Source organism: Peribacillus sp. P4_B1 (assembly GCF_056402395.1).
This window is the reverse complement of record NZ_JBFUHM010000025.1, coordinates 21,286-40,919: the sequence shown is the minus strand read 5'-3', so window position 1 is coordinate 40,919 and position 19,634 is coordinate 21,286. Positions and strand designations below refer to the sequence as shown.

At 40.9% G+C, this 19,634-nt stretch carries 20 protein-coding genes and 1 pseudogene; 5 read left to right on the top strand and 16 right to left on the bottom strand.

From position 1 onward, the window contains the following. Positions 1 to 4 precede the first annotated feature (4 nt). The 7 genes from AC1DVK_RS15450 to AC1DVK_RS15420 all read right to left on the bottom strand — a co-directional run bounded on the left by AC1DVK_RS15450 (position 5) and on the right by AC1DVK_RS15420 (position 9,146). On the bottom strand, positions 5 to 409 hold the full coding sequence (locus AC1DVK_RS15450; protein ID WP_089363791.1) for a DoxX family protein: 405 nt from the start codon (positions 407 to 409) through the stop codon (positions 5 to 7). Between the two features lie 67 nt (positions 410 to 476). Continuing rightward, positions 477 to 932: a hypothetical protein gene (locus tag AC1DVK_RS15445; protein ID WP_477626835.1), complete on the bottom strand. Its 456-nt coding sequence runs from the start codon at positions 930 to 932 to the stop codon at positions 477 to 479. Between the two features lie 322 nt (positions 933 to 1,254). Next, on the bottom strand, positions 1,255 to 2,400 hold the full coding sequence (locus AC1DVK_RS15440; RefSeq protein ID WP_477626834.1) for a mannitol-1-phosphate 5-dehydrogenase: 1,146 nt from the start codon (positions 2,398 to 2,400) through the stop codon (positions 1,255 to 1,257). Between the two features lie 5 nt (positions 2,401 to 2,405). Beyond that, on the bottom strand, positions 2,406 to 4,490 hold the full coding sequence (locus AC1DVK_RS15435) for a BglG family transcription antiterminator (RefSeq protein WP_477626833.1): 2,085 nt from the start codon (positions 4,488 to 4,490) through the stop codon (positions 2,406 to 2,408). A gap of 86 nt (positions 4,491 to 4,576) precedes the next feature. After that, positions 4,577 to 6,529 carry a PTS mannitol transporter subunit IICBA gene (locus AC1DVK_RS15430; protein WP_477626832.1) on the bottom strand — a complete coding sequence of 651 codons (1,953 nt, stop codon included), beginning with the start codon at positions 6,527 to 6,529 and terminating at the stop codon, positions 4,577 to 4,579. Between the two features lie 227 nt (positions 6,530 to 6,756). Continuing rightward, complete coding sequence (locus tag AC1DVK_RS15425; protein ID WP_318685248.1) at positions 6,757 to 8,049, bottom strand: CitMHS family transporter; 1,293 nt, start codon at positions 8,047 to 8,049, stop codon at positions 6,757 to 6,759. Positions 8,050 to 8,264: 215 nt separating this feature from the next. Continuing rightward, positions 8,265 to 9,146: a helix-turn-helix transcriptional regulator gene (locus tag AC1DVK_RS15420; RefSeq protein WP_477626831.1), complete on the bottom strand. Its 882-nt coding sequence runs from the start codon at positions 9,144 to 9,146 to the stop codon at positions 8,265 to 8,267. Positions 9,147 to 9,265: 119 nt separating this feature from the next. Between AC1DVK_RS15420 and AC1DVK_RS15415 the strand changes: the two genes are divergently transcribed. Continuing rightward, complete coding sequence (locus AC1DVK_RS15415; protein WP_477626830.1) at positions 9,266 to 9,505, top strand: hypothetical protein; 240 nt, start codon at positions 9,266 to 9,268, stop codon at positions 9,503 to 9,505. Between the two features lie 2 nt (positions 9,506 to 9,507). Here AC1DVK_RS15415 and AC1DVK_RS15410 read toward each other — a convergent pair whose 3' ends face one another. The 4 genes and pseudogenes from AC1DVK_RS15410 to AC1DVK_RS15395 all read right to left on the bottom strand — a co-directional run bounded on the left by AC1DVK_RS15410 (position 9,508) and on the right by AC1DVK_RS15395 (position 14,002). Further along, the gene (locus tag AC1DVK_RS15410) at positions 9,508 to 10,197 is read right to left on the bottom strand and encodes a response regulator (protein WP_477626829.1); all 690 of its coding nucleotides are present in this window, start codon (positions 10,195 to 10,197) and stop codon (positions 9,508 to 9,510) included. 11 nt (positions 10,198 to 10,208) lie between these two features. Continuing rightward, positions 10,209 to 11,789, bottom strand: a complete 1,581-nt coding sequence (locus tag AC1DVK_RS15405; protein ID WP_410863030.1) for an ATP-binding protein — start codon at positions 11,787 to 11,789, stop codon at positions 10,209 to 10,211. Positions 11,790 to 11,984: 195 nt separating this feature from the next. Further along, positions 11,985 to 12,221, bottom strand: a pseudogene (locus AC1DVK_RS15400) (collagen-like protein); the annotation flags it as partial. Positions 12,222 to 13,075: 854 nt separating this feature from the next. Then, positions 13,076 to 14,002, bottom strand: coding sequence for a DNA-3-methyladenine glycosylase family protein (locus tag AC1DVK_RS15395; protein WP_410863031.1), 927 nt, complete (start codon positions 14,000 to 14,002; stop codon positions 13,076 to 13,078). A 205-nt stretch (positions 14,003 to 14,207) separates the two neighbouring features. On the opposite strand from AC1DVK_RS15395, the gene AC1DVK_RS15390 reads away from it, so the two are divergent. Beyond that, positions 14,208 to 14,807, top strand: coding sequence for a bifunctional transcriptional activator/DNA repair enzyme AdaA (locus AC1DVK_RS15390; RefSeq protein WP_289319822.1), 600 nt, complete (start codon positions 14,208 to 14,210; stop codon positions 14,805 to 14,807). Next, positions 14,794 to 15,327 (top strand): methylated-DNA--[protein]-cysteine S-methyltransferase, encoded by a 534-nt coding sequence (locus AC1DVK_RS15385; protein WP_410863032.1) that lies wholly within the window; start codon positions 14,794 to 14,796, stop codon positions 15,325 to 15,327. Before AC1DVK_RS15390 ends, AC1DVK_RS15385 begins: the two co-directional genes overlap by 14 nt. Positions 15,328 to 15,397: 70 nt before the next feature. Here AC1DVK_RS15385 and AC1DVK_RS15380 read toward each other — a convergent pair whose 3' ends face one another. The 4 genes from AC1DVK_RS15380 to AC1DVK_RS15365 all read right to left on the bottom strand — a co-directional run bounded on the left by AC1DVK_RS15380 (position 15,398) and on the right by AC1DVK_RS15365 (position 17,713). Continuing rightward, a complete protein-coding gene (locus AC1DVK_RS15380) occupies positions 15,398 to 15,841 on the bottom strand; it encodes a DUF2690 domain-containing protein (RefSeq protein WP_477626850.1) in 444 nt (147 codons plus the stop codon). 84 nt (positions 15,842 to 15,925) lie between these two features. Then, positions 15,926 to 16,387: a DUF2690 domain-containing protein gene (locus tag AC1DVK_RS15375; RefSeq protein ID WP_375166209.1), complete on the bottom strand. Its 462-nt coding sequence runs from the start codon at positions 16,385 to 16,387 to the stop codon at positions 15,926 to 15,928. Between the two features lie 372 nt (positions 16,388 to 16,759). Next, the gene (locus tag AC1DVK_RS15370; RefSeq protein WP_089363803.1) at positions 16,760 to 17,410 is read right to left on the bottom strand and encodes an NUDIX hydrolase; all 651 of its coding nucleotides are present in this window, start codon (positions 17,408 to 17,410) and stop codon (positions 16,760 to 16,762) included. Between the two features lie 36 nt (positions 17,411 to 17,446). Continuing rightward, the gene (locus tag AC1DVK_RS15365; protein ID WP_250211696.1) at positions 17,447 to 17,713 is read right to left on the bottom strand and encodes a transporter suffix domain-containing protein; all 267 of its coding nucleotides are present in this window, start codon (positions 17,711 to 17,713) and stop codon (positions 17,447 to 17,449) included. 261 nt (positions 17,714 to 17,974) lie between these two features. Between AC1DVK_RS15365 and AC1DVK_RS15360 the strand changes: the two genes are divergently transcribed. After that, positions 17,975 to 18,655 (top strand): copper homeostasis protein CutC, encoded by a 681-nt coding sequence (locus tag AC1DVK_RS15360; RefSeq protein ID WP_410863034.1) that lies wholly within the window; start codon positions 17,975 to 17,977, stop codon positions 18,653 to 18,655. A gap of 31 nt (positions 18,656 to 18,686) precedes the next feature. On the opposite strand, the gene AC1DVK_RS15355 is transcribed toward AC1DVK_RS15360, so the two are convergent. Beyond that, on the bottom strand, positions 18,687 to 19,109 hold the full coding sequence (locus AC1DVK_RS15355; protein WP_477626828.1) for a UPF0715 family protein: 423 nt from the start codon (positions 19,107 to 19,109) through the stop codon (positions 18,687 to 18,689). Between the two features lie 85 nt (positions 19,110 to 19,194). Here AC1DVK_RS15355 and AC1DVK_RS15350 point away from each other — a divergent pair, with 85 nt between their 5' ends. Then, positions 19,195 to 19,596 (top strand): hypothetical protein, encoded by a 402-nt coding sequence (locus tag AC1DVK_RS15350; RefSeq protein ID WP_410863038.1) that lies wholly within the window; start codon positions 19,195 to 19,197, stop codon positions 19,594 to 19,596. The last annotated feature ends 38 nt before the right edge of the window (positions 19,597 to 19,634 follow it).

Genomic DNA, 19,634 nt, shown 5'->3' with positions numbered 1-19,634 from the left:
ATCGTCACTTCCCTTTTTTATTGAAAATCATGTTATCCAAAGAAAGAACAGTTCGGTTTGCACACACTAGATATACAGACATGGCCAGTAATGCCAAGTCCAGTTCGTAGCCCGCCGCTTGCCCGTTTCCAAGAAAACCAGCAGGTAATTTAGCCGTGAAAATCGCGCCCGCCATAATGACCACAAACAGCACGGAAACGATTCGTGTTCCCAAACCCAGTATAACCGCAAGTCCTCCAATCAATTCGATACTTGCAACGATGTATGCCATGAACCCAGGAATACCAAGGCTATCGAAAAATCCCGCCGTGTTTCCTATGCCCCCTTGAAACTTTGAAACGCCGTGAATGAAAAAAGTAAGACCTAAGATCACCCGTAAAAAAACTTGACCTGCTTCATTTCTATTCATATATAAATTCTCTCCTTTTTTGTTGGTTACTTTATGTAAGTAATTATATTTTCATAAGCACGTAATGTCAAGTAAGTTTATTGGAATTTCTTTTTTCCCTAAATAAAAACGAATTGCAGAAAGCAACTCGTTCCATGGTGCCACTATTTAAATGTGTAATAGATGGTTGAATTGATGATGAAAGAATCCGCAATGGTTCTCCCGACTTCCTCACATTCCACCTTACTGAATTTTGTTGCATCAACGGGCTCATATAATAATTGATGTATGCCGTCCACCGACCGTATTGCGACGATTGCGTCACGGTTTGTCTGATATATCCGTTCCAGTATTTCTTCTTTATTAGGAACGAGGCTGGCAATCCATACAAGATCGAACCCCGTGTAGTCATGAAGGGCGCCATCATTCCAAACTCACGAGTATTTACTCCAAATTCACGAGTATTTACTCCGAATTCACGAGTATTTGCTCCAAACTCACGAGTATTTGCTCCGAACCCATGGGAATCAGCTTTAAATCTCATGCAATAGCACCAAACTCTTAAGTAAATGCACCAAAATCTCGATTTATTGCACTAATCCGCCTTCAAGCAATTCCTCATATTTATAAAGCCCCTTTCGCTAAACAAATAAAATGATTACTATTTACACTTTAGAAAAACAACTCTTTTTCTTGACTGCCCTTCATCATAAAACGTAATGATTACCATTTATAAGGTTTTGTTTCGTTATTGTTAAACGGCCCGTACCTTCAGCTTTCAAGGTAATGCTGCTTTACATGATGATAAGTCATCGACTTTTTCGATAAGAAAAAACTCCTGAAAAATTATTTCAGGAGTTCTATTTTTATTTTTTCAAGTCGTTGTAATGAGTGATAACTTCTTTGGTTATTTCGCTATTTTCGTCCAATCCGCTAACTTCTTTAAGTGCGGTAGCTATACCGTGTTCTTTGATCATCGTTTGCAGTTTAAGGGCTTCTTCATCTTCGTTAAAATCAAAGAGTAAAGCGGCGGCTATCGCTTTCGCAAGATTAGTAAAGGAAAGTCCGGCTTTTTTAGCTTCTACGGCAGGGCGCACGAGACGGTCGTTTGGCCCGAGCTTACGCAGCGGTGAACGGCCGACTCTATTCACCGAGTCATTCAGGTAGGAGTTTTTAAATCGATTAATGATTTTTTCGATATACTGTTGATGCTCATCTGCGTCCAGACCGTATTGCTTTATTAAATAAGCACCCGTTTCTCCTAGGGTTTTCTTGACTTGCTCTACAATGCCTGCATCTTCCAATGATTGGTCAATCGTCGATTTTTTATTTTTGAGATAACCGAGGTAAGCAATAACGGCATGTCCTGTATTAACGGTGAACAGTTTTCTCTCAATGAATGGAGCGAGTTCTTTTACAATGGTCATCCCTTCCACGGCAGGAATGCTTTCATTCGTTTCAACGACCCATTCATAATAAGGTTCCACCAAAACATCGAGTGATCCTTCGTTATTTTGGATAGGAACGATGCGATCGACTGCTGAGTTAAAGAAGTATACTTTATCGGCTAGTTTTTCTTTTGTATCTTGATCCAAGTTTTCTAGGATGTACCCTTCTAAAAGGTCTGTTGCCGATATTTGGTTTTCACAAGCGATCACATATAATTTTTCATCAGTTTCCTTCACCCTTGAGGCTAATCCTTTTGCAATTAAAGGAGCGATATGAGGCAAAATATTGGGACCGATAGCAGTGGTAAGGTAGGTTGCTTTTGAAATTGCTTTAATGATTTCCTCTTCCTGCTTTAAGCTGTTTAATCCCGAAACATTTTCTACTGTAAAGGATTCTTGTTGATCAGTAGCCAGTTTGACTTGATATTGCTTTTTATCATTTAACTGATCGATAATTTGATCGGCTATGTCCACAAAAGTCACATGATATCCAGATTGTGAAAAGAGTGCTCCGATAAATCCTCTTCCAATATTTCCTGCACCGAAATGTACTGCTTGTTTCATTACAATCATCCCTTTATCAAGTTAGTATATAAATAGTCCAAAAATACGGCTTCCAGCCTTCTGTTAATCATTTCCTCGTCCGAAGATGAAAAAATCATGATGGATTCATTGCTTTCAATTAAGCTTGAGCTTATTAAGCTGACGATTTCCTGCTGCTTCACACTCAATTCTTCAGGTGCCAGCATCAGCAGTAAATTTTTCATATGGACGTCATTTCCATCCATACCTTTGACCAGACGATATTCCTCCAGGTGGGCCACCTGGAATATCAGTTCTTTCACATTCTTGTGTCTCGTATGGAAAAGGCCCATTCCAGTGCCAGGAATGCCTAAACCACCTTTTTTTTCCCGTTCGTTCAAGGATTCGATTACATCATCCGCACCCATTAGCAGTGATTCATTTTCAGCCATCCTGACCATTTCTTCGATGATTTCTGGATGTCCTTTAAGATGCGGCAGCCGATAAAACCGGAAATTATCCATGATTGACTCGATGCTCTGCTGGGCATCTTTCAATTCCTGCAGCACTTCTTTCAATTCGCCATCCTCTTTTTTTGGCAGGCTATGGGCTGAATGACTGCCATAACGCTTATTCTTCGTGAAGTTTTCGATATTCTTCCTTAAATAATTCCTGATGTTCAATATATTCTCTTCACTCAAAAGAGGGGATACGAGGATATAATCCATATCGATATACGGAAGACGAACGGTAGAAATAATCACATCATAGTTTTTCAGGCTGCCCTGCTGCTGGATGTCTTTGATCGTCTTGATTTCTACAGTCTCGATTTCGATGATTTCTTTTTTGATCCGGCTTGCAAGCATCTTCGACGTGCCGATACCTGTCGGGCAAACGATGAGTGCCCTTATTGATATTTCTTCCTCCCGCAGCACTAATGCAGATCCGAAATGCAGGACGATGAAGGCTATTTCATCTTCAGGAAATTCTTTTATTTCTTTGAATCCTTTTTCCAGACTTGTCTTCACTGCCAAAAAGAGAACCGGATACTTTCGTTTAATATCTTCGGTTAAGGGGTTGTACAATCCCATTTCCTGTTTGATCCGGAAAAGTGACGGTTCCATATGGGCAAGGAGCCCTTGATACAATGGGAAATCCTTGGTCAAATCGATTTGCAGTTGTGCCGAAACATCTTTTATCAGGTTCCTTATCAGCTGGCCTAATACCACACTGTCATATGGAACGGCATCAGCCGCATGAAGCTTGGAACCTTTAAGGATGGCTGCCAGGTAGCTTATATCATCGATGGTAAAAGAGACTTCCAGCATGGTGCTGAGTTCCTTGCCTATTTTATTCATGAGATTATTCTCATCGGAAAGTTCCCTTATTTTCTTGAAGTCCTTCTCCAAAAAAAATTGGCTTTCATTCCTTTGCAGGGTTACATAAATATGTACTATTAACCCTATATACCCGCTATCCGCCAAACGAGAATGGACACTGTTAAAAGTGGAAAACAGCACCCCATCGATAGCCAGAAGATATTCGGGATCGAAATAGTCGAGGATTTTCGCTTCTGGGAATTTTCCTTCTTGCAACAAAAATAAACTTTCAATCAGCTCTTCATTAAAAAAGTGCAAAAAATAGGCTGCTTGGGCTTTCCGTTTATTTTCTTCAGTGCCGGCAAGCTCTATTCCGACTCCCCTTTTTCTCGTAATCACGATATTAAAATTCTTTAACCATTCAGTCAGTTCGTCCAAATAGGTTGTAAGAGTCGTAATGCTTATACCGAGATCCCCCGCAAGAACTTGAGTTTTATATGATTCTTCCTGCAGTAAAGCTAACAGGAGATGCAACTTTCTTTCTTTTGGCGTTTGATCGATTGGATGATTTCCCATCAGATGCTGTACAAGCCGAAAGACTTGTTCATTCTTCCCGTCTATGGTCAGTCCCTCATGCGTATTGCGTGTTAAATGCAACTCAAATGATTGCAGGATTTTTTCTATGGACTTCAGATCACGTTGAACAGTCCGGACACTCACATTCAGTTGTGTCGCAATGGAAATGGCCGTATGTTTCCCGGAAGTTTTTATGATCAATTCTATGATTGATTTTTCCCTTGAAGTAATATACATGCTACCAACTCATTTCTGGTGGAGTAACACGAGAAAATACTGAATAGAAAAGCGTAAAACGCTTTTCTATTCTTGGTTAAGTTTATTTAATTATTTCCGACATCTATAATATCCATCAATTCCCTGGCTGATGTGGCTTTAACCATCTTTTCGATATTCTCCATCTCAGAGCAGGTAACCGCAATGCCAGATAGAATTTCAAGATGTGTTCCGTCCTTGCCGGCAATGCCGAATATCAATCGTGCCTTTTGGCCGTCAAAGTCAACACCATCAGGAATTTGTAGAACGGTAAATCCAGATTTAAGGACATCTTTCTTCGCTTCCTCGGTTCCGTGCGGAATGGCTACATCATTCCCCATATAGGTTGAAGTCAATTCATCACGGGCAATCATTGCTTCAATATAGCTTTCCTTAACGTATCCTGCATTGACCAAAGCTCTTCCCGCAAAGCGGATCGCTTCTTCCTTATTGGCGAATTGTTGATTAAGGAAGACGTTTTCTTCGCGAAGCAGATCATTATCATCCGGTGCATCTTCTTCACCTGCATCGATGCCAGGTTCAATTGAATGTTCACGAACACCGGGAACCTTCTCTTCAGCATCTTCGACGATTTCATGCAGCTCATCAACGCCGTCATCCTGAAGACGTGCAAGCAATGAATCGTATTCAGGGCTCGATAGGAAATTATCGACGGATACATGATAAGCATTCGGCACTTTATTCTGTGCCCTTGGAGTTAACTCTTCCTGTGTTATGACGATTTGTGCATCAGCAGGAATGTTCGAGATCGCTGTATTGGTCACGGTAATATTCAATCCGGCTTCCTTCACCTTCTTGCGAAGCAGCGAAGCTCCCATCGCACTTGATCCCATCCCAGCGTCACAGGCAAATATTATTTTGCTGACGTTTGTCGGCATCGTTCCCGGTTCTGAAGCGAATACATCAGCAACAGAGCTTTTCTTGCCTTTCATTTCTTGCATTTTTTTCGCGGCATCTTCAATATTCTCTTCAGATTGCTTTCCTGTTTTCAAGACGAATGCACCGACGATGAATGAAACAAGGGCGGCTACGATCACGCCTGCAAAGTTAGCAATATATGCGCCCGCATTATGCGGAGTTACTGCTGTAATGGCAAGTATGCTTCCTGGAGAAGCTGGAGCGAACAATCCTCCGCCTAAAAGCACCAAAGTGAAAACTCCACTCATGCCTCCAAGAATGACCGCTAAGAATAACATCGGTTTCATTAGGATATAAGGGAAATAAATTTCATGGATACCGCCGAAGAAATGAATGATGGCAGCTCCCGGCGCCGATTTCTTCGCAGTTCCTTTTCCAAAAAAGCAATAGGCAAGCAGTACGCCAATACCTGGACCAGGATTAGATTCCAGGAGGAACAAGATGGAAGACCCTGTTTGTTTTACTTGCTCTACACCGATTGGTGATAGTACACCATGATTAATGGCATTGTTCAAGAACAATACCTTGGCAGGCTCGATCAGTATACTTGTCAAAGGCAGTAAACCTGTACCGACAAGCCAATCGACTCCTGCTACAAGCCATCCTGTAAATACGTCTACAGCAGGCCCGATGGCCAAGAAGGATAGAATGGATAATAAGCCCCCAAGTATCCCCGCCGAGAAATTATTTACAAGCATTTCAAAGCCGGCTTTTATTTTCCCTTCAATCAGTTGATCGAATTTCTTGATGGCATAACCGCCGAACGGTCCCATTATCATTGCACCAAGGAACATCGGGATGTCAGAACCAACGATGACACCCATTGTCGCAATGGCACCAACTACGCCACCTCTATGGTCATGGATTAGCTTACCGCCTGTATAACCAATTAAAAGCGGCAGTAAAAACGTAACCATTGGTGTAACCATTTTGGCAAGGCTTTCATTTGGCAGGAAACCAGATGGTATGAATAGGGCAGTGATTAACCCCCATGCTATGAAAGCGGATATATTCGGCATGACCATTGAACTTAGAAAGTTACCGAATTTTTGAACGGCAACCTTTATATTAAAGTGAGCCATTTTGCTCTCTTCCCTTCATATTAATATCGTTTCATTAATCTTAAGGTACGTACCTTCCGCATTCAATAAAACAAAAAGCTAACTTTGTCGCGAAAGGGAAGACAAACATAATGTATCTCAGTTTTCCAGATTTATTCAGCTTATGATGTTTATCGGAAAATGAATAAAAGAGTCCCATTCGCATCTTTACGAATGGGACTCTTTTCAAAATTGGGATATGATCTTTCTTATAGTGGGATGATTCCCAATAGGACTGCTACCACTATCATGACAAGCGTCGATCCGCATGCCCATTTCAGGAAAGTGCGCTGCAATGCCCCGAAATCTTCCCCTACCATTCCAATCAATAGATAAGTAGATGGAACAAGCGGGCTTAATAGATGGACAGGCAATCCTAAAAGAGAAGCTCTACCAATCAAAGCAGGGTCAATTCCATAAGCAGCTCCCGCTTTAGCAAGTAATGGGAGTACTCCATAATAAAATGCGTCATTAGACATGAAGAACGTGAAAGGTGCTGAGATGATGGCTGTAATTACGGCAAAATGTGCACCCATTTGATCTGGAATGTGCTGAATCAAAGAGTTTGCCATGGCATCCACCATTTCCGTACCGGCAAGGATCCCAGTAAAGACACCTGCCGCAAAAATCATCGAAACGACAGATAAAGCATTGTCCGCATAGTTTGCAACACGTTCTTTTTGATCACTGAGTTTCGGATAATTAACCGTAATGGCAATGGCAAAACCTATCATGAACAGAACCGCTGAAGGCATAAGTTCCATTATTAGCGCCACCAGCAAGGTAAGAGTCAATGCGTAATTGAATATGATCAATTTAGGACGCTTAAGATAAGCATCTTCCGTTGCTGCGGCATGCTGTGCAACAACATGATAATCGACCTCTATGATTCCAATTCTCTTTCTTTCTTTTTTACCCAGGCAATATGCCATGAAAAGGACGAATAGGACTCCGCCAATCATCGCAGGAATGACAGGGGTGAAAACATCGGACATTTCAAGTTTCAAAGCGGTCATAACCCGTGCTGTAGGGCCTCCCCATGGAAGAAGATTCATTACACCAGATGACGAAACGGCAATACCGGCCAATACAAGCGGTCTCATTCCAATCCGTTTATATAGCGGAAGCATGGCAGAAATCGTTATCATATATGTAGTCGTACCATCTCCATCCAAGGAAATGAGCAAGGCCAGGACGGCCGTGCCGATGGCAATTTTGACTGGATCTCCTTTTACTAGCCTAAGGATCGTATTGATGATTGGATCGAAAACCCCAGCATCGATCAAAATGCCAAAGAAAAGAATCGCAAATAAAATCATGATCCCAGTTGGCGCTACACCTTTGATCCCTTCCAACGCCATCTCACCCATTTTACCGCCAAACCCGCCAATAAGTGCAAAGGCACTTGGTACTGCAATCAAAGCAATCATGGCTGAAAGTCGCCCTGTCATAATTAAAATCATAAACACTACTATCATTAAATATCCTAATAAAGCGAGCATATCTATCACTCCTATCTTCTAATAAGATAAATTGTATATGAAAACGCTTCATCTGTAAGCGTTTTCAATTTATTGTGTTTTAAAACTATTTTGTCAATTGTGTTCATTGTGTTCACGGAAGCGATTTTTCGAGGAGGAACCGAACGCCACTCCCCGGGTTGAATGGCGCGTTCTTTAAGGAAATAAGCGAATATTCGAGCAAATGATCCGCGCATCTATTCTTCAAATGATAAATTTTCCGGTCCGTCCAAAAGGTCACAGCCGTAATCTATATTGGTCGTTGGTGTATCGATACTGACTTCCTCGAATTCCAGTTCATCGATCCATACTTGGCCGCGCCCTGTAAGAAGGACCCCGAATGAAATGATGGCACTGTTTTCGGGCACATCCAGGACAATATAATAATGGTTCCATTCCGTATCGTTGACGATGGGCCGATTCCCCATATTGTCGAATTGCAAAACATCCTGGAGCGCATTATCCACCCTCATCCATAAACCACAAAATCCATCAACATCTTTTGATTTTAAAAAACCCGACAGTTTCATTCTTTTACAAAGGTAATTTTCCGCCTTGAATTGCTGCATCATCGTAGCAAATTCCTCCTTGGATTCGGCAGTGACGGATTTCAGGAATCCTGATGCCTGGCCTTTATGGAATGTCTCCCGGTCAATTCCCATTTGATAATTGAATGGATGACTCCCACTTAAATTCCAGCCTTTTAATAATTGTTCGTTTTTCATCGTCATTTCCTCCTTTTGCAAGGTTAGTTTACTTACGAGTTTCCGATATTGCCCTGGCGGCAGGTCATAATATTTCTTGAATGAACGAGTAAAGGATTCCTGTGTTTCAAAGCGGTAATATAAAGCAATATCGATTATTTTTTCATCGGTATAAAGCAGCATGTTAGCTGCATTGGCAATTCTTCGATACCGAATATATTCCGATACGGTCACGCCAACCTCCTTGTGAAAAATACGATGATAATGAAACTTCGAAAAACCTGCGAACCGTGCGATGTTCTCCAAGGATAATTCGTCTTGTAAGCTATTCTCTATATATTCAATCGTTTTTTGGATGATGGGGCTATATCTCATTTCCGAACCTCCTTAAGAAAAGGATAACAGATTAACATATCGTTTTTTTGACATATATTGCTTTTTTCATAATCTTTCAAACGATGCATCATAAAAAAAGGCTCTTTTCGTAAAGATTGTTGTTTTTAAAACGAAACTATTTAAGGTTGATTGGAGCGGAAGTGCGAGACTCCTGCAGGAGCAGCGAGAAAGGTGAGACCCCACAGGCGTTTACGCCGAGGAGGCTCACCGCCCGCCCCGAGGAAAGCGAGCATCTGGAGGGGAAATCAGCCACAACTCACTACCTGGTAAATAGCAACAAAGTATGTGAAAACAGCCTAAAAAAGACACCTCCAATCTTGAAGGTGTCTCTCACTTAATTCTATTGAATTTTATAATATCTCCGCTCAGGTCTTCCCACTACCCCGTATACGACTTCTGCTTTACATTTCTTTACTGATATCAAGTATTCCAGATAGCGTCTCGCGGTTGTCCTGGAAGCGCCGATTTGTCCGCTCACTTGCTCAGCCGACAAACCGATATCGCTTGCTTCAAGTACCTCGATCACTTTCGTCAAAGTGATTTCGTCGACCCCTTTCGGTAAAGCGGGCCCATCGTTCGTTTCCGAAGCGGCAGTTCCCTTTTTCAAAATGAGATCAACAAAATCCTGGTCTATTTCTTGTTTGGATTTCATCAGATGGGCTTTCTTAAGATACTCTTCGATTACTTGGTTGAAGCGCTTCATTTCAACTGGTTTTATTAAATAATTCTCTACTCCGTAGTGAAGCGACTTTTCAAGTTGTTCTTTATCCGTTGCCGCGGTAATCATGATGATATCCAGATTTGGGAATTTCCGCCTTATATCCGGAAGAAGATCTGTTCCAAGCTGATCTGGCATATATACATCAAGCAAAAGCAAATCAGGGCTTTTTTGCTCCAAAATCCGAAGCGTCTTTTTTGCATTGACAGCTTTTCCGACCACTTCTATTTCATCAAAGTTTTTCAAGAATTTTTCATGGATATCCGCTACTCGAAAATCATCTTCTGCGATGACTGCTCTTATCTTCAGCATTCTTTCCCTCCTCACTGTTCTTTAGGAAGATACACGGTGAATATGGTGTTTTCACCCTCGCTTTGAACTTCGATGATGCCGCCCAGCTCTTTTACGACACGATCAGCATTCGAAAGACCATACCCACTCGGACTTTCATTCTTTTTCGATGTGAAACCCCGATCGAAAATATGGGCGATAGCATCCTCCGGTATTCCTTTTCCGTTATCACTCACTTCAAATACCATATCATTTCCGATATCGGTGGCGAAAAATTTCACAAGTGGCTCCTCCATTCCTGAAACCGCTTCAAGTGCATTATCGATAATGTTCCCCAGAATCAATGTTAGTTGTGACAATTTTATATGATCCGGAAGTTTCTCTAGGTAACTTTGTGAGTCTATTTCAAAGATTATTTTCTTTTCCGATGCTTTCCCTATCTTACCAAGCAACAGGGCTTGTACCTTTGTATCCTTTATCTGTTCGAACACGACACGGTTCAGGGAATGCAATTCGGAGGTTTCGCTTTGAATCATATCTATCGCTTCATCATATTCCCCTAATTGTATCAATCCTGATAGAACATATAGTTTATTGGTAAACTCATGGGTTTGAGCCCTTAAATCCTCTGAATGCATCTTCACTTCCGATAATGTGTTGACCATTTCCTCAATTTCCGTTCGATCACGGAACGAAGCGACAACACCGCTTACCCGTTCACAATCAAAGATTGGCGTACAATTCACAATAACGGATTTATCTTTCCATGAAATCTCCTTATCCACTTGCGGTTCACCGGACTTCAACACCTCGAATAAATATTTCGAAGGAAATAGGCCATCCACGTTCAAATCGCGTACGGACTCTTTAATATCCAGCAATTTTTTCGCCGGCTGATTCATCGATGTAATCAACCCTTTATGGTCAATGGCCAGAATTCCTTCTTTCACCGATTGAAGTACTGCATTTTTTTCTTTATATAAATTGGCGATTTCAAATGGTTCCAGCCCCAATGTATCTTTACGTATGCTCCTTGCAAGCATATAACTGCCAATGATCGATATCATGATGGCCACTAAAGATACAATCATCTCTTTGGACAAATCCTTGAAAATCTGGGCGCGGACATCTTCCACTAAAAAACCGACCGAGACGATACCAATTATTTTTCCATCCTTATTGAATACCGGTGACTTTCCCCGAATGGATAGACCAAGTGATCCTGCCGCTTCGGAAACATAATATTCACCATCCCGAATGGCCCTGCTATTATCTCCGCCTTCCATCCGTTTCCCAATTTCGGAAGCCAGCGGATGGGAATAGCGAATGCCCTCTTTATTCCCGACAACGATGAACTCAGCCCCTGTTTCCCTGCGAATCTTTTCGGCAATCGGCTGGATTATGCCGGCGGGATCATCCGTTTCAAAGGCCTCTGTAACTGTAGGCATGAAGCTAATCGTCTTTGAAAGTTCCAACGCCAATTGACCTTTATCCTTCACTATTTGCCTTCCTTCCATATAGGAAAAAGAAGTCGTCAATAAGAGAATCAAAAACAGGCTCAACGATAAGACCAACCCGAGAATCTTGGTTTCCAGCGATACTTTTTTCCTCATATTCAACAGCATCCTCTTTTTTCATATTCATTCACTAAATTTTATAGGAGCATAATGATTTTACCATTTCTATTAAATATTGAACATTGTGATTACTAACCGTAGTTGGCGTTTATTTCATTATGTAAAAAGCGAAATAAATTTCTATGATCATCACCCTAAAATGCTCAAAGGAAACATCCCCTTTGAGCATTTTCAAAAACAGGTAAAAGAATTGATTTGTCTTGTATCAATGCCCCAGAACCTGCCGTTCCATCTGAAGCCTGCAACAGATCGCGGACCGACAAAAATGGGATAATACCAGAAACTCGCACAAAACGAAATGGCCCCTGGATCTACAGCAAATGTTGAAGCCGATTGTTGTTGAGGGATAAAGCTCGGTGGGGGATCCGTTGGTGCTTGCAAACCCGGCGGTGGCCCTGGAAATTGAGGCGAGGTTTATCTCCGAATTTAGAAATATATCGACGGAACCTACAGTTTTATCTCCGAAAGTAGAAATATATCGACGGAACCTGCAGGTTTATCTCCGAAAGTAGAAATATATCGACGGAACCTACAGGTTTATCTCCGAAAATTGAAATATATCGACGAAATCCACAGTTTTATCTCCGAAAGTAGAAATATATCGACGGAACCTACAGTTTTATCTCCGAAAATTGAAATATATCGACGGAACCTGCAGTTTTGTCTCCGAAAGTTGAAATATATCGACGGAACCTGCAGGTTTATCTCCGAACATTGAAATATATCGACGGAACCTGCAGGTTTATATCCGAAAGTAGAAATATATCGACGAAGCATGCAGTTTTATCTCCGAAATTGAAATATATCGACGTAATCTACAGTTTTATCTCCGAATTTAGAGATATATCGACGAAATCTACAGTTTTATCTCCGAAAATTGAAATATATCGACGAAATCCACAGTTTTATCTCCGAAAATTGGAATATATCGACGTAATCTATAGTTTTATCTCCGAACATTGAAATATATCAACGAAGCCTGCAGGTTTATCTCCGAATTTAGAGATATATCGACGTAATCTACAGTTTTATCTCCGAAAGTAGAAATATATCGACGAAACCTGCAGTTTTATCTCCGAACATTGAAATATATCGACGTAATCTAAAGTTTTATCTCCGAATTTAGAGATATATCGACGGAACCTACAGGTTTATCTCCGAAAGTTGAAATATATCGACGAAATCCACAGTTTTATCTCCGAATTTAGAGATATATCGACGAAATCCACAGTTTTATCTCCGTTGTTGAAATATATACTAATTCAATATAGCAATCTCCATAAATAGAAGGTCGCATAGGATTCCCAATCGGCCCATGCTTCCGATAGTTTCAGGATTTCCGCTTTCGTTGGTTTTGCTTCCGTTTCCATGACCAGTTTCATGGAATTATGCAGCCCGACGTCATCGATGGGAAAGGCTGCGGGAAAACGCAAACAGCGCATCAAGACATAGTTCGCTGTCCACGGACCGATACCCCGTATTTTGGTCAGCATCTTTTCAGCCTTCTTTACATCCTTTGCATTCAACAGCTTTTCTTTTGTAAGTTCCCCTTCTGCAATCAGTTGCGCAACACCTATTAAATATTCACACTTCTTCACCGTCATCCTCAAATCGGCAAAATCATCGACCGTCAATTTCGCGATTACATCAGGCTTTGGAAACAACCAATATTGCTTTCCTTCGAATTCAACAAAATCACCAAACCCCTCCACAAGCCTCCGTTTCAAGGTATAGGCATAAGTCAAGTTAATCTGCTGTCCAAGTATTCCCCAGGCAATCGCTTCAAATAAATCAGGGATGCCTATATTTCTTAAACCGAAGAATTGGCTTACCGGCTTTTGCAATAAAGGGTCATTTTGTGCCAGCTCATAAAAAGGAAGAAGATTCGTCTCAAGATCGAACCAGTGACGAATATATTGGGAAACAGCATCCTTTACCTGATTATCCATCGGTGCAGTTCGCCCTGGAAATCGAATGATCAGCTCGGTTTCATTCATCGCACTGATTTCTACTAAAAGTGTCTCGTTTTCGACAACAAGTGCACGATAAATTTTTTGATCAACAATTTCGAACAGACATTCATTGGAGGATCTTGATAAGTATTTAAGGTTTTCCGAAAAACTAAACTCTTTTGGTGCACGTATTCTCAATTCAGCCATGCCTTCGTCCATTGATAATGTCTCTTTCATTCTGCCCCTCCTTTAGCTTTATTGTAATGAAAAATGGATACGTTATCTTGCTCTTTTCTTTTTCATTCAACTCCCTTATTTTAACAGACCAATAGTCTTCTCCACTAACTTTCCACTAATTGATAATTACGTTATCTTGCTTTTATATTATCAAAATGTTTGTATATCAACCCTTTCTTGTATACTAAAAGAAGAGGTGAATGTGTTGAATCCGAAAAAAGCAGATTTCCCGAATGAATATTGGAAAGCCATTATTGATTGCGATGCAGCATATGATGATCATTTTTTATATGGGGTAAAAACGACAGGCATTTTTTGCAGGCCTTCCTGTAAATCCAGGGTGCCTAATAAGGAAAACGTGAAGATTTTCAAAAATGCCATGATGGCTTTGGAAGAAGATTTCCGCCCTTGTAAACGATGTAAACCGGAAGGACTGAATTTGCCGACAGAAGAATGGGTTGACCAAATAGCCGAATGGATCGACACACATTACAGAGAACCCCTTACATTGAACAGATTGGCGGATATTTCCCACGGCAGCCCCTATCATTTACAACGATCATTCAAGCGTGTGAAGGGGATATCGCCCACTGAATACATTCAACGGCTTCGCCTTGAAAAAGCAATGAGGCTCCTTGAAAACTCCGAACAGCCAATAACTGAAATAGGCTTGGCTGTCGGGTTCTCAAGCACACCCTATTTCCTGACGCTATTCAAAAGGAAAATGGGGAATACCCCTTCAGGATATCGGAAAGCTTATCTCAAGACTCAAGCGAAGGAGCGTGAACAAGATGAAGAATGTTAAAGAACAAACCATTGAATGGGCCATACTGCATTATGATAAGTGGCAATTATATATTGCCAAGACGGAAAAAGGACTTTGCTATGTAGGCTCTCCTGGTCAATCGTATGAAGACCTGAAGGCTTGGCTACAAAAACGCTTTCCAATGGCGAGCCTTGTTGAAAATGAAGAAGAGTTAACACCCTATCTACAAGAACTCCTAGAATATTTCGAAGGAACCAGGCAGACTTTCTCTCTTCCAGCAGATGTAAAAGGTACGCCCTTTCAACAAGAAATTTGGGCAGCGCTGAATCAAATACCCTATGGCAAAACCTGTTCCTATTCCGACATTGCCCAAGTGATCAAAAGACCTTCCGCTGTTCGGGCGGTCGGAACGGCCATTGGTGCCAATCCTGTTCTGATCACGGTGCCATGTCATCGGGTAATCGGGAAAAACGGGGCCATCACCGGTTACCGAGGGGGTACGGAGATGAAACAATATCTACTTGAATTGGAAGCACAAAAAGCGGTGATGAATGAATAAGGCGTGAGTTCAATCGGACCGCCAAAAAAAGCATCCGATCATGCGGATGCTTTTTTTGCGCCTTTGTTTCTTAGTACCAGATGGTCACCGCTTTTTTATATGCATCACTATTAGGAATCGCATGTATCCCTTGGCCCTGTGCTTTGCGCGGGTCTAAATCATATACCATTGGTGTATAGCAAGAGGTCTGCCCGATATTCACAACACCATTGCCCCCGGAACTGGCGCATGTATAGGCCTTACCATCAGTACTTCGGACGATCCTGGCATCCGCTTCATGGTTATATACGGCGGGGCGTGTTACGGTCACTTTTGCCCAGGCGGTTTTACAGACAGTGCTGAATTTCAATTCTACGTACGAATTGGAATCGATCCATTTTTTATCCTTCGTTACCGCCGAACTTGCACAACTATCATAGTTAGGGCTTTTGCCATCATAAGTATGTGTTTCGGCCAGGGCCTGATTTTTTCCAAATCCAAAATCGACAAGAAACATCGACAAGGTCATTGCCATGGATAAACCTATCATTTTAAGCTTTTTATTCAATTCATTCATCCTTCCTTTTTCATAAAAATAGATGAAGGCTTTCCTTTTTCATTAATACCAGCCAGTTTCGCCTGCCGTATATGGCCAGTATGCAACTGCTTGAGCTTTTCGAGGATCTAAATCATATACCATAGGTGTATAGCATGTCGTTTGACCTTTATTTATTTCACCATTTCCTCCAGGAGATGCACAGCTAAATTGTTTATTATCAGTATTTCGGACAACCAATGCCGTTGCCTCCCCATCTGCTTTAGCCGGTCTGCTTAAAGTGATCTTTGCCCAAGCCGTTTTGCAAGTTGTGCTGAATTTCAACTCCAAATTGGCAGAAGCACCGTTGGCATAAATTTTCACTGACTTCTTCGTGACTGCGCTATTTGCACAACTATTATAGTAAGGACTTTTTCCATCATAGGTGTGTGTTTCTGCTGATGCTTTGCTGGCAAAAAAATCAAGGGAGCCAAAAAGGACTAAAAAAGCTACAAAAAATGAAATACATAGAACCATTTTTTTCATTATTTCACTCATCCCCTTAACAAAATTCATACACTGTTCATCTTACAATTTTGTAATATTCTTACAAGTGATAAATTCCCTAGTTCATGAAAATTTACAGAAAACCTCCTTTAACTTGAACCCTGCCATCATTTATACGTCTGATATGTCTCGCTTTATCAACTGAATCACCACGGGACAAATTCATTATGCCTATGAACAATTCACGACAAATCCGGGAACAACTAAGGACATATGAATGTCGCGTTTGAGACAAAACGGGCCAATAGGCTATAGTTGAACGGGGAAAAGACACAGGTCGATGTACTTAATGTTTTTTAAAATAGAGAAAAGCCCCAACAAAACTCGAATCATTTTGTCGGGGCTTTATTTTCATTTAGCAAGGCCAGAACCTGAAGCCTTCGATAAGTTTTCTCTGATCAATCTAATGATGCTTTCATAATAGGAAAGATCATGCGGCACGAGCTCATCTCGTCCAACAAATCGATCGATCATCATCCTACGGCCTTCTTGATTCATTTCGAATCCCTTAATATTCACTTTGTCCTTCGCTTCGGTCCAAAGCTCTTCGAAGTCATTCAGTACTACCTTCACCATCCCGGAAACCTCTTCTGGCTGCAGGGTGAAATCATCGAAGCAATGTGCACTTTCATATAGAAAGACGTTTGCCAGTTCCTTGTCGATGAAATCTTCTTTCGTTTGATGGTATTCAATAATCCCTAATGGAACCAACTCGTCAAAGGAAACGTCAATGCCTATTTCTTCTTTAATCTCCCTGACTCCGTCGTATACCGATTCATGAGCCAGTAAATGACCGGCAGCCGTTATATCCAATAGATTCGGATAATCTTTTTTCATCGCACAACGACGCTGAAGATATAGGTAATCCACTCCGGCTTCCGAACTTGCAAACCAGCAATGGAAAACCTCATGCCAATGCCCCAATCTATGTACTTCCTCACGCGGAGCCACGCCGATTTGAATGTGATCGGAATCGAATACTTTCAACAACTCGGTTTCCATGGAGCCTCACTCCTAGCCTTTTTATAAAAAACTGCTTCACCCTTTTTCTTTTTTCCAATTTTTCGGGTTTAAATAACCTTTATATTTAGCAGCCACCTCTTTCCCAACCAAAAGCGCGCCCGCCCAAAACATGACTTCCGCAAAGACGATTGCACCTGTTATGACCCCCGCTTTAACGCCAGTCGAAAAAGGCGTAAAAGGAGCTATTACAGGAATGATCCAAGTGAGAAGGGAAATGATCAGGAATCCCATCCCTACTTTGTAAAACTTCGATTTCTTTATTTCCTTACTTTCTTTATCCAATTAAATAACCTCCGTCATGATGATTTTCATTTAATTCCCCCGCCAAACATTCCACTTTCAAATATACCATTGAATATATTCTTTTTTTTATACGTTTGAATGTTCATTTCGTTTCATAATATGAGATATAAAGAAATTTCAATCGAGGAAAGATAGGGAGGACAGTGTATCTATTAAGATTGACTTTACCATTCTTAATGGATTTAATAATCTTATACATACTATTCTTATAACACTTGCATGCAGGAAAGGAAAAATCCAATGTATATTGAATTCATTGCCACAACCATAGAAGATGCCCTTTTAATCGAGAAATCGGGCGCAGACCGAATCGAGCTTGTCAGTGCTTTAGCCGAGGGGGGATTAACTCCCAGCCACGCCCTGATAGAAGCTGTCGTCAATTCGGTAAAGATACCAGTCAACGTTATGGTCAGGCCTCATAGCCAATCGTTTTGTTATACTCAAAATGATTTGGAAATCATGAAAAAAGATATCCAAATCATTCGATCACTGGGAGCGAACGGGGTCGTATTGGGTGCATTAAATGAAAAAAATGAAATCCATCGACCATACCTCGAAGAACTATTGACGGTATGTGAAGATTTGGAGATTACATTCCACCGAGCCATCGATGACACAAACGACCCAGTCCTTTCAGCTGAAATGCTAGGACAATATCCAGGAATCACAACGATATTGACTTCCGGTGGACATGGGGATTTGCCCAGCCGCATGCAAACCATTCAACAAATGAAAAGAGTCTGCGGCGACATAGCGATATTGGTGGGAAGCGGCTTAAATAAGGATAATATCCTATCGATCCATTCCGAATTGCATACCGGTCACTATCATTTCGGTACGGCTGTTCGAAAAAATAACAGTATCATTGAAGGAGTCCAATTAGAAAAAGCTAAAGAAATCGTGAACATGCTAAAGAAATAATATCGGAAAGGGACCATTTCTTTGGTCCCTTTTATGATGCAGACCTCTTTTTTTGTAAAAAGACTGAGTCCCAAAACCAAAAAATCAGTGCCGCAGAAAGGCTTATTGCATAGTAATTCTTTGTAGTTAAAACTTCCATACTGATGTCAAAATTAAGCACCGAAATATAAATGAATACAGCCAGCAAAGAGAAAAAAATATAAAGGCAACAATAAAGTAAACTGAATTTTTTAGGATGTTTATTGAAAAGGACCTGTACCGGAACAGCAAATAATAAATAAGGAATAACCACATAAAAAGAAAACACGATAATACCAAGTCCCCCCCAGGAACCCCCGCTAAAAATAACCCACACTGTGGAAAGCGATAGACAGGAGGAGACTAGACTAAAAAAATAAGAAGGAATCACATCGCTTAGCTCCGATATCTTTTGACTCATTTTCCAAAGTTCCATTTTAATCAGTACCTCGCAGTCTACAATAATATAATGGGAATTTTTACATATTCATTATACTATATAAAATGGAGGTGTTTTTATTTTGGAGCTATATATCGAATTATTCATTTTTCTGGCCATCCTCTTTTTAATAGTGATTTCCAATCGATTCTTACCTTGGTGGGTAAAAGCCGCCATTGCCGTTTATTACTCTGTCATTTCCTATCTCTTCATTACCACTAAAAATAAAATTGATAAACAGTACGAGAATATCACTCCTGTACCTGACGCTTACTGGGATAAAAATTCAGCGTGGGTTGACACTATGACTGGTTATTATTTATGGTCCTTTTTAATAATACTCCTGTTCATCTATTTTAAATGGTTCACAAGTGTGAAAAGTAAGGAAGCGAAGGGATGGGTGATCGTTAGTTTCATTCCATCATTGGCCCTTTTTTTACTATTCATGTTCATATTCAGTTTTTCATATGGGTACAGGCCATAGGGGTTGGATATTGCCTTACTCAAAATTAGAAGGTTGCC

What these genes read in the sequence shown, in the direction of transcription:
- AC1DVK_RS15380 (WP_477626850.1), bottom strand. Translation starts at nt 15,841, where the DNA reads ATGGCAATGACCTTGTCGATGTTTCTTGTCGATTTTGGATTTGGAAAA.
- AC1DVK_RS15435 (WP_477626833.1), bottom strand. Translation starts at nt 4,490, where the DNA reads ATGTATATTACTTCAAGGGAAAAATCAATCATAGAATTGATCATAAAA.
- AC1DVK_RS15370 (WP_089363803.1), bottom strand. Translation starts at nt 17,410, where the DNA reads ATGGAAACCGAGTTGTTGAAAGTATTCGATTCCGATCACATTCAAATC.
- AC1DVK_RS15445 (WP_477626835.1), bottom strand. Translation starts at nt 932, where the DNA reads ATGAGATTTAAAGCTGATTCCCATGGGTTCGGAGCAAATACTCGTGAG.
- AC1DVK_RS15405 (WP_410863030.1), bottom strand. Translation starts at nt 11,789, where the DNA reads ATGAGGAAAAAAGTATCGCTGGAAACCAAGATTCTCGGGTTGGTCTTA.
- AC1DVK_RS15450 (WP_089363791.1), bottom strand. Translation starts at nt 409, where the DNA reads ATGAATAGAAATGAAGCAGGTCAAGTTTTTTTACGGGTGATCTTAGGT.
- AC1DVK_RS15375 (WP_375166209.1), bottom strand. Translation starts at nt 16,387, where the DNA reads ATGAAAAAAATGGTTCTATGTATTTCATTTTTTGTAGCTTTTTTAGTC.
- AC1DVK_RS15430 (WP_477626832.1), bottom strand. Translation starts at nt 6,529, where the DNA reads ATGGCTCACTTTAATATAAAGGTTGCCGTTCAAAAATTCGGTAACTTT.
- AC1DVK_RS15395 (WP_410863031.1), bottom strand. Translation starts at nt 14,002, where the DNA reads ATGAAAGAGACATTATCAATGGACGAAGGCATGGCTGAATTGAGAATA.
- AC1DVK_RS15420 (WP_477626831.1), bottom strand. Translation starts at nt 9,146, where the DNA reads ATGAGATATAGCCCCATCATCCAAAAAACGATTGAATATATAGAGAAT.
- AC1DVK_RS15355 (WP_477626828.1), bottom strand. Translation starts at nt 19,109, where the DNA reads ATGGAACTTTGGAAAATGAGTCAAAAGATATCGGAGCTAAGCGATGTG.
- AC1DVK_RS15440 (WP_477626834.1), bottom strand. Translation starts at nt 2,400, where the DNA reads ATGAAACAAGCAGTACATTTCGGTGCAGGAAATATTGGAAGAGGATTT.
- AC1DVK_RS15410 (WP_477626829.1), bottom strand. Translation starts at nt 10,197, where the DNA reads ATGCTGAAGATAAGAGCAGTCATCGCAGAAGATGATTTTCGAGTAGCG.
- AC1DVK_RS15360 (WP_410863034.1), top strand. Translation starts at nt 17,975, where the DNA reads ATGTATATTGAATTCATTGCCACAACCATAGAAGATGCCCTTTTAATC.
- AC1DVK_RS15385 (WP_410863032.1), top strand. Translation starts at nt 14,794, where the DNA reads ATGAAGAATGTTAAAGAACAAACCATTGAATGGGCCATACTGCATTAT.
- AC1DVK_RS15425 (WP_318685248.1), bottom strand. Translation starts at nt 8,049, where the DNA reads ATGCTCGCTTTATTAGGATATTTAATGATAGTAGTGTTTATGATTTTA.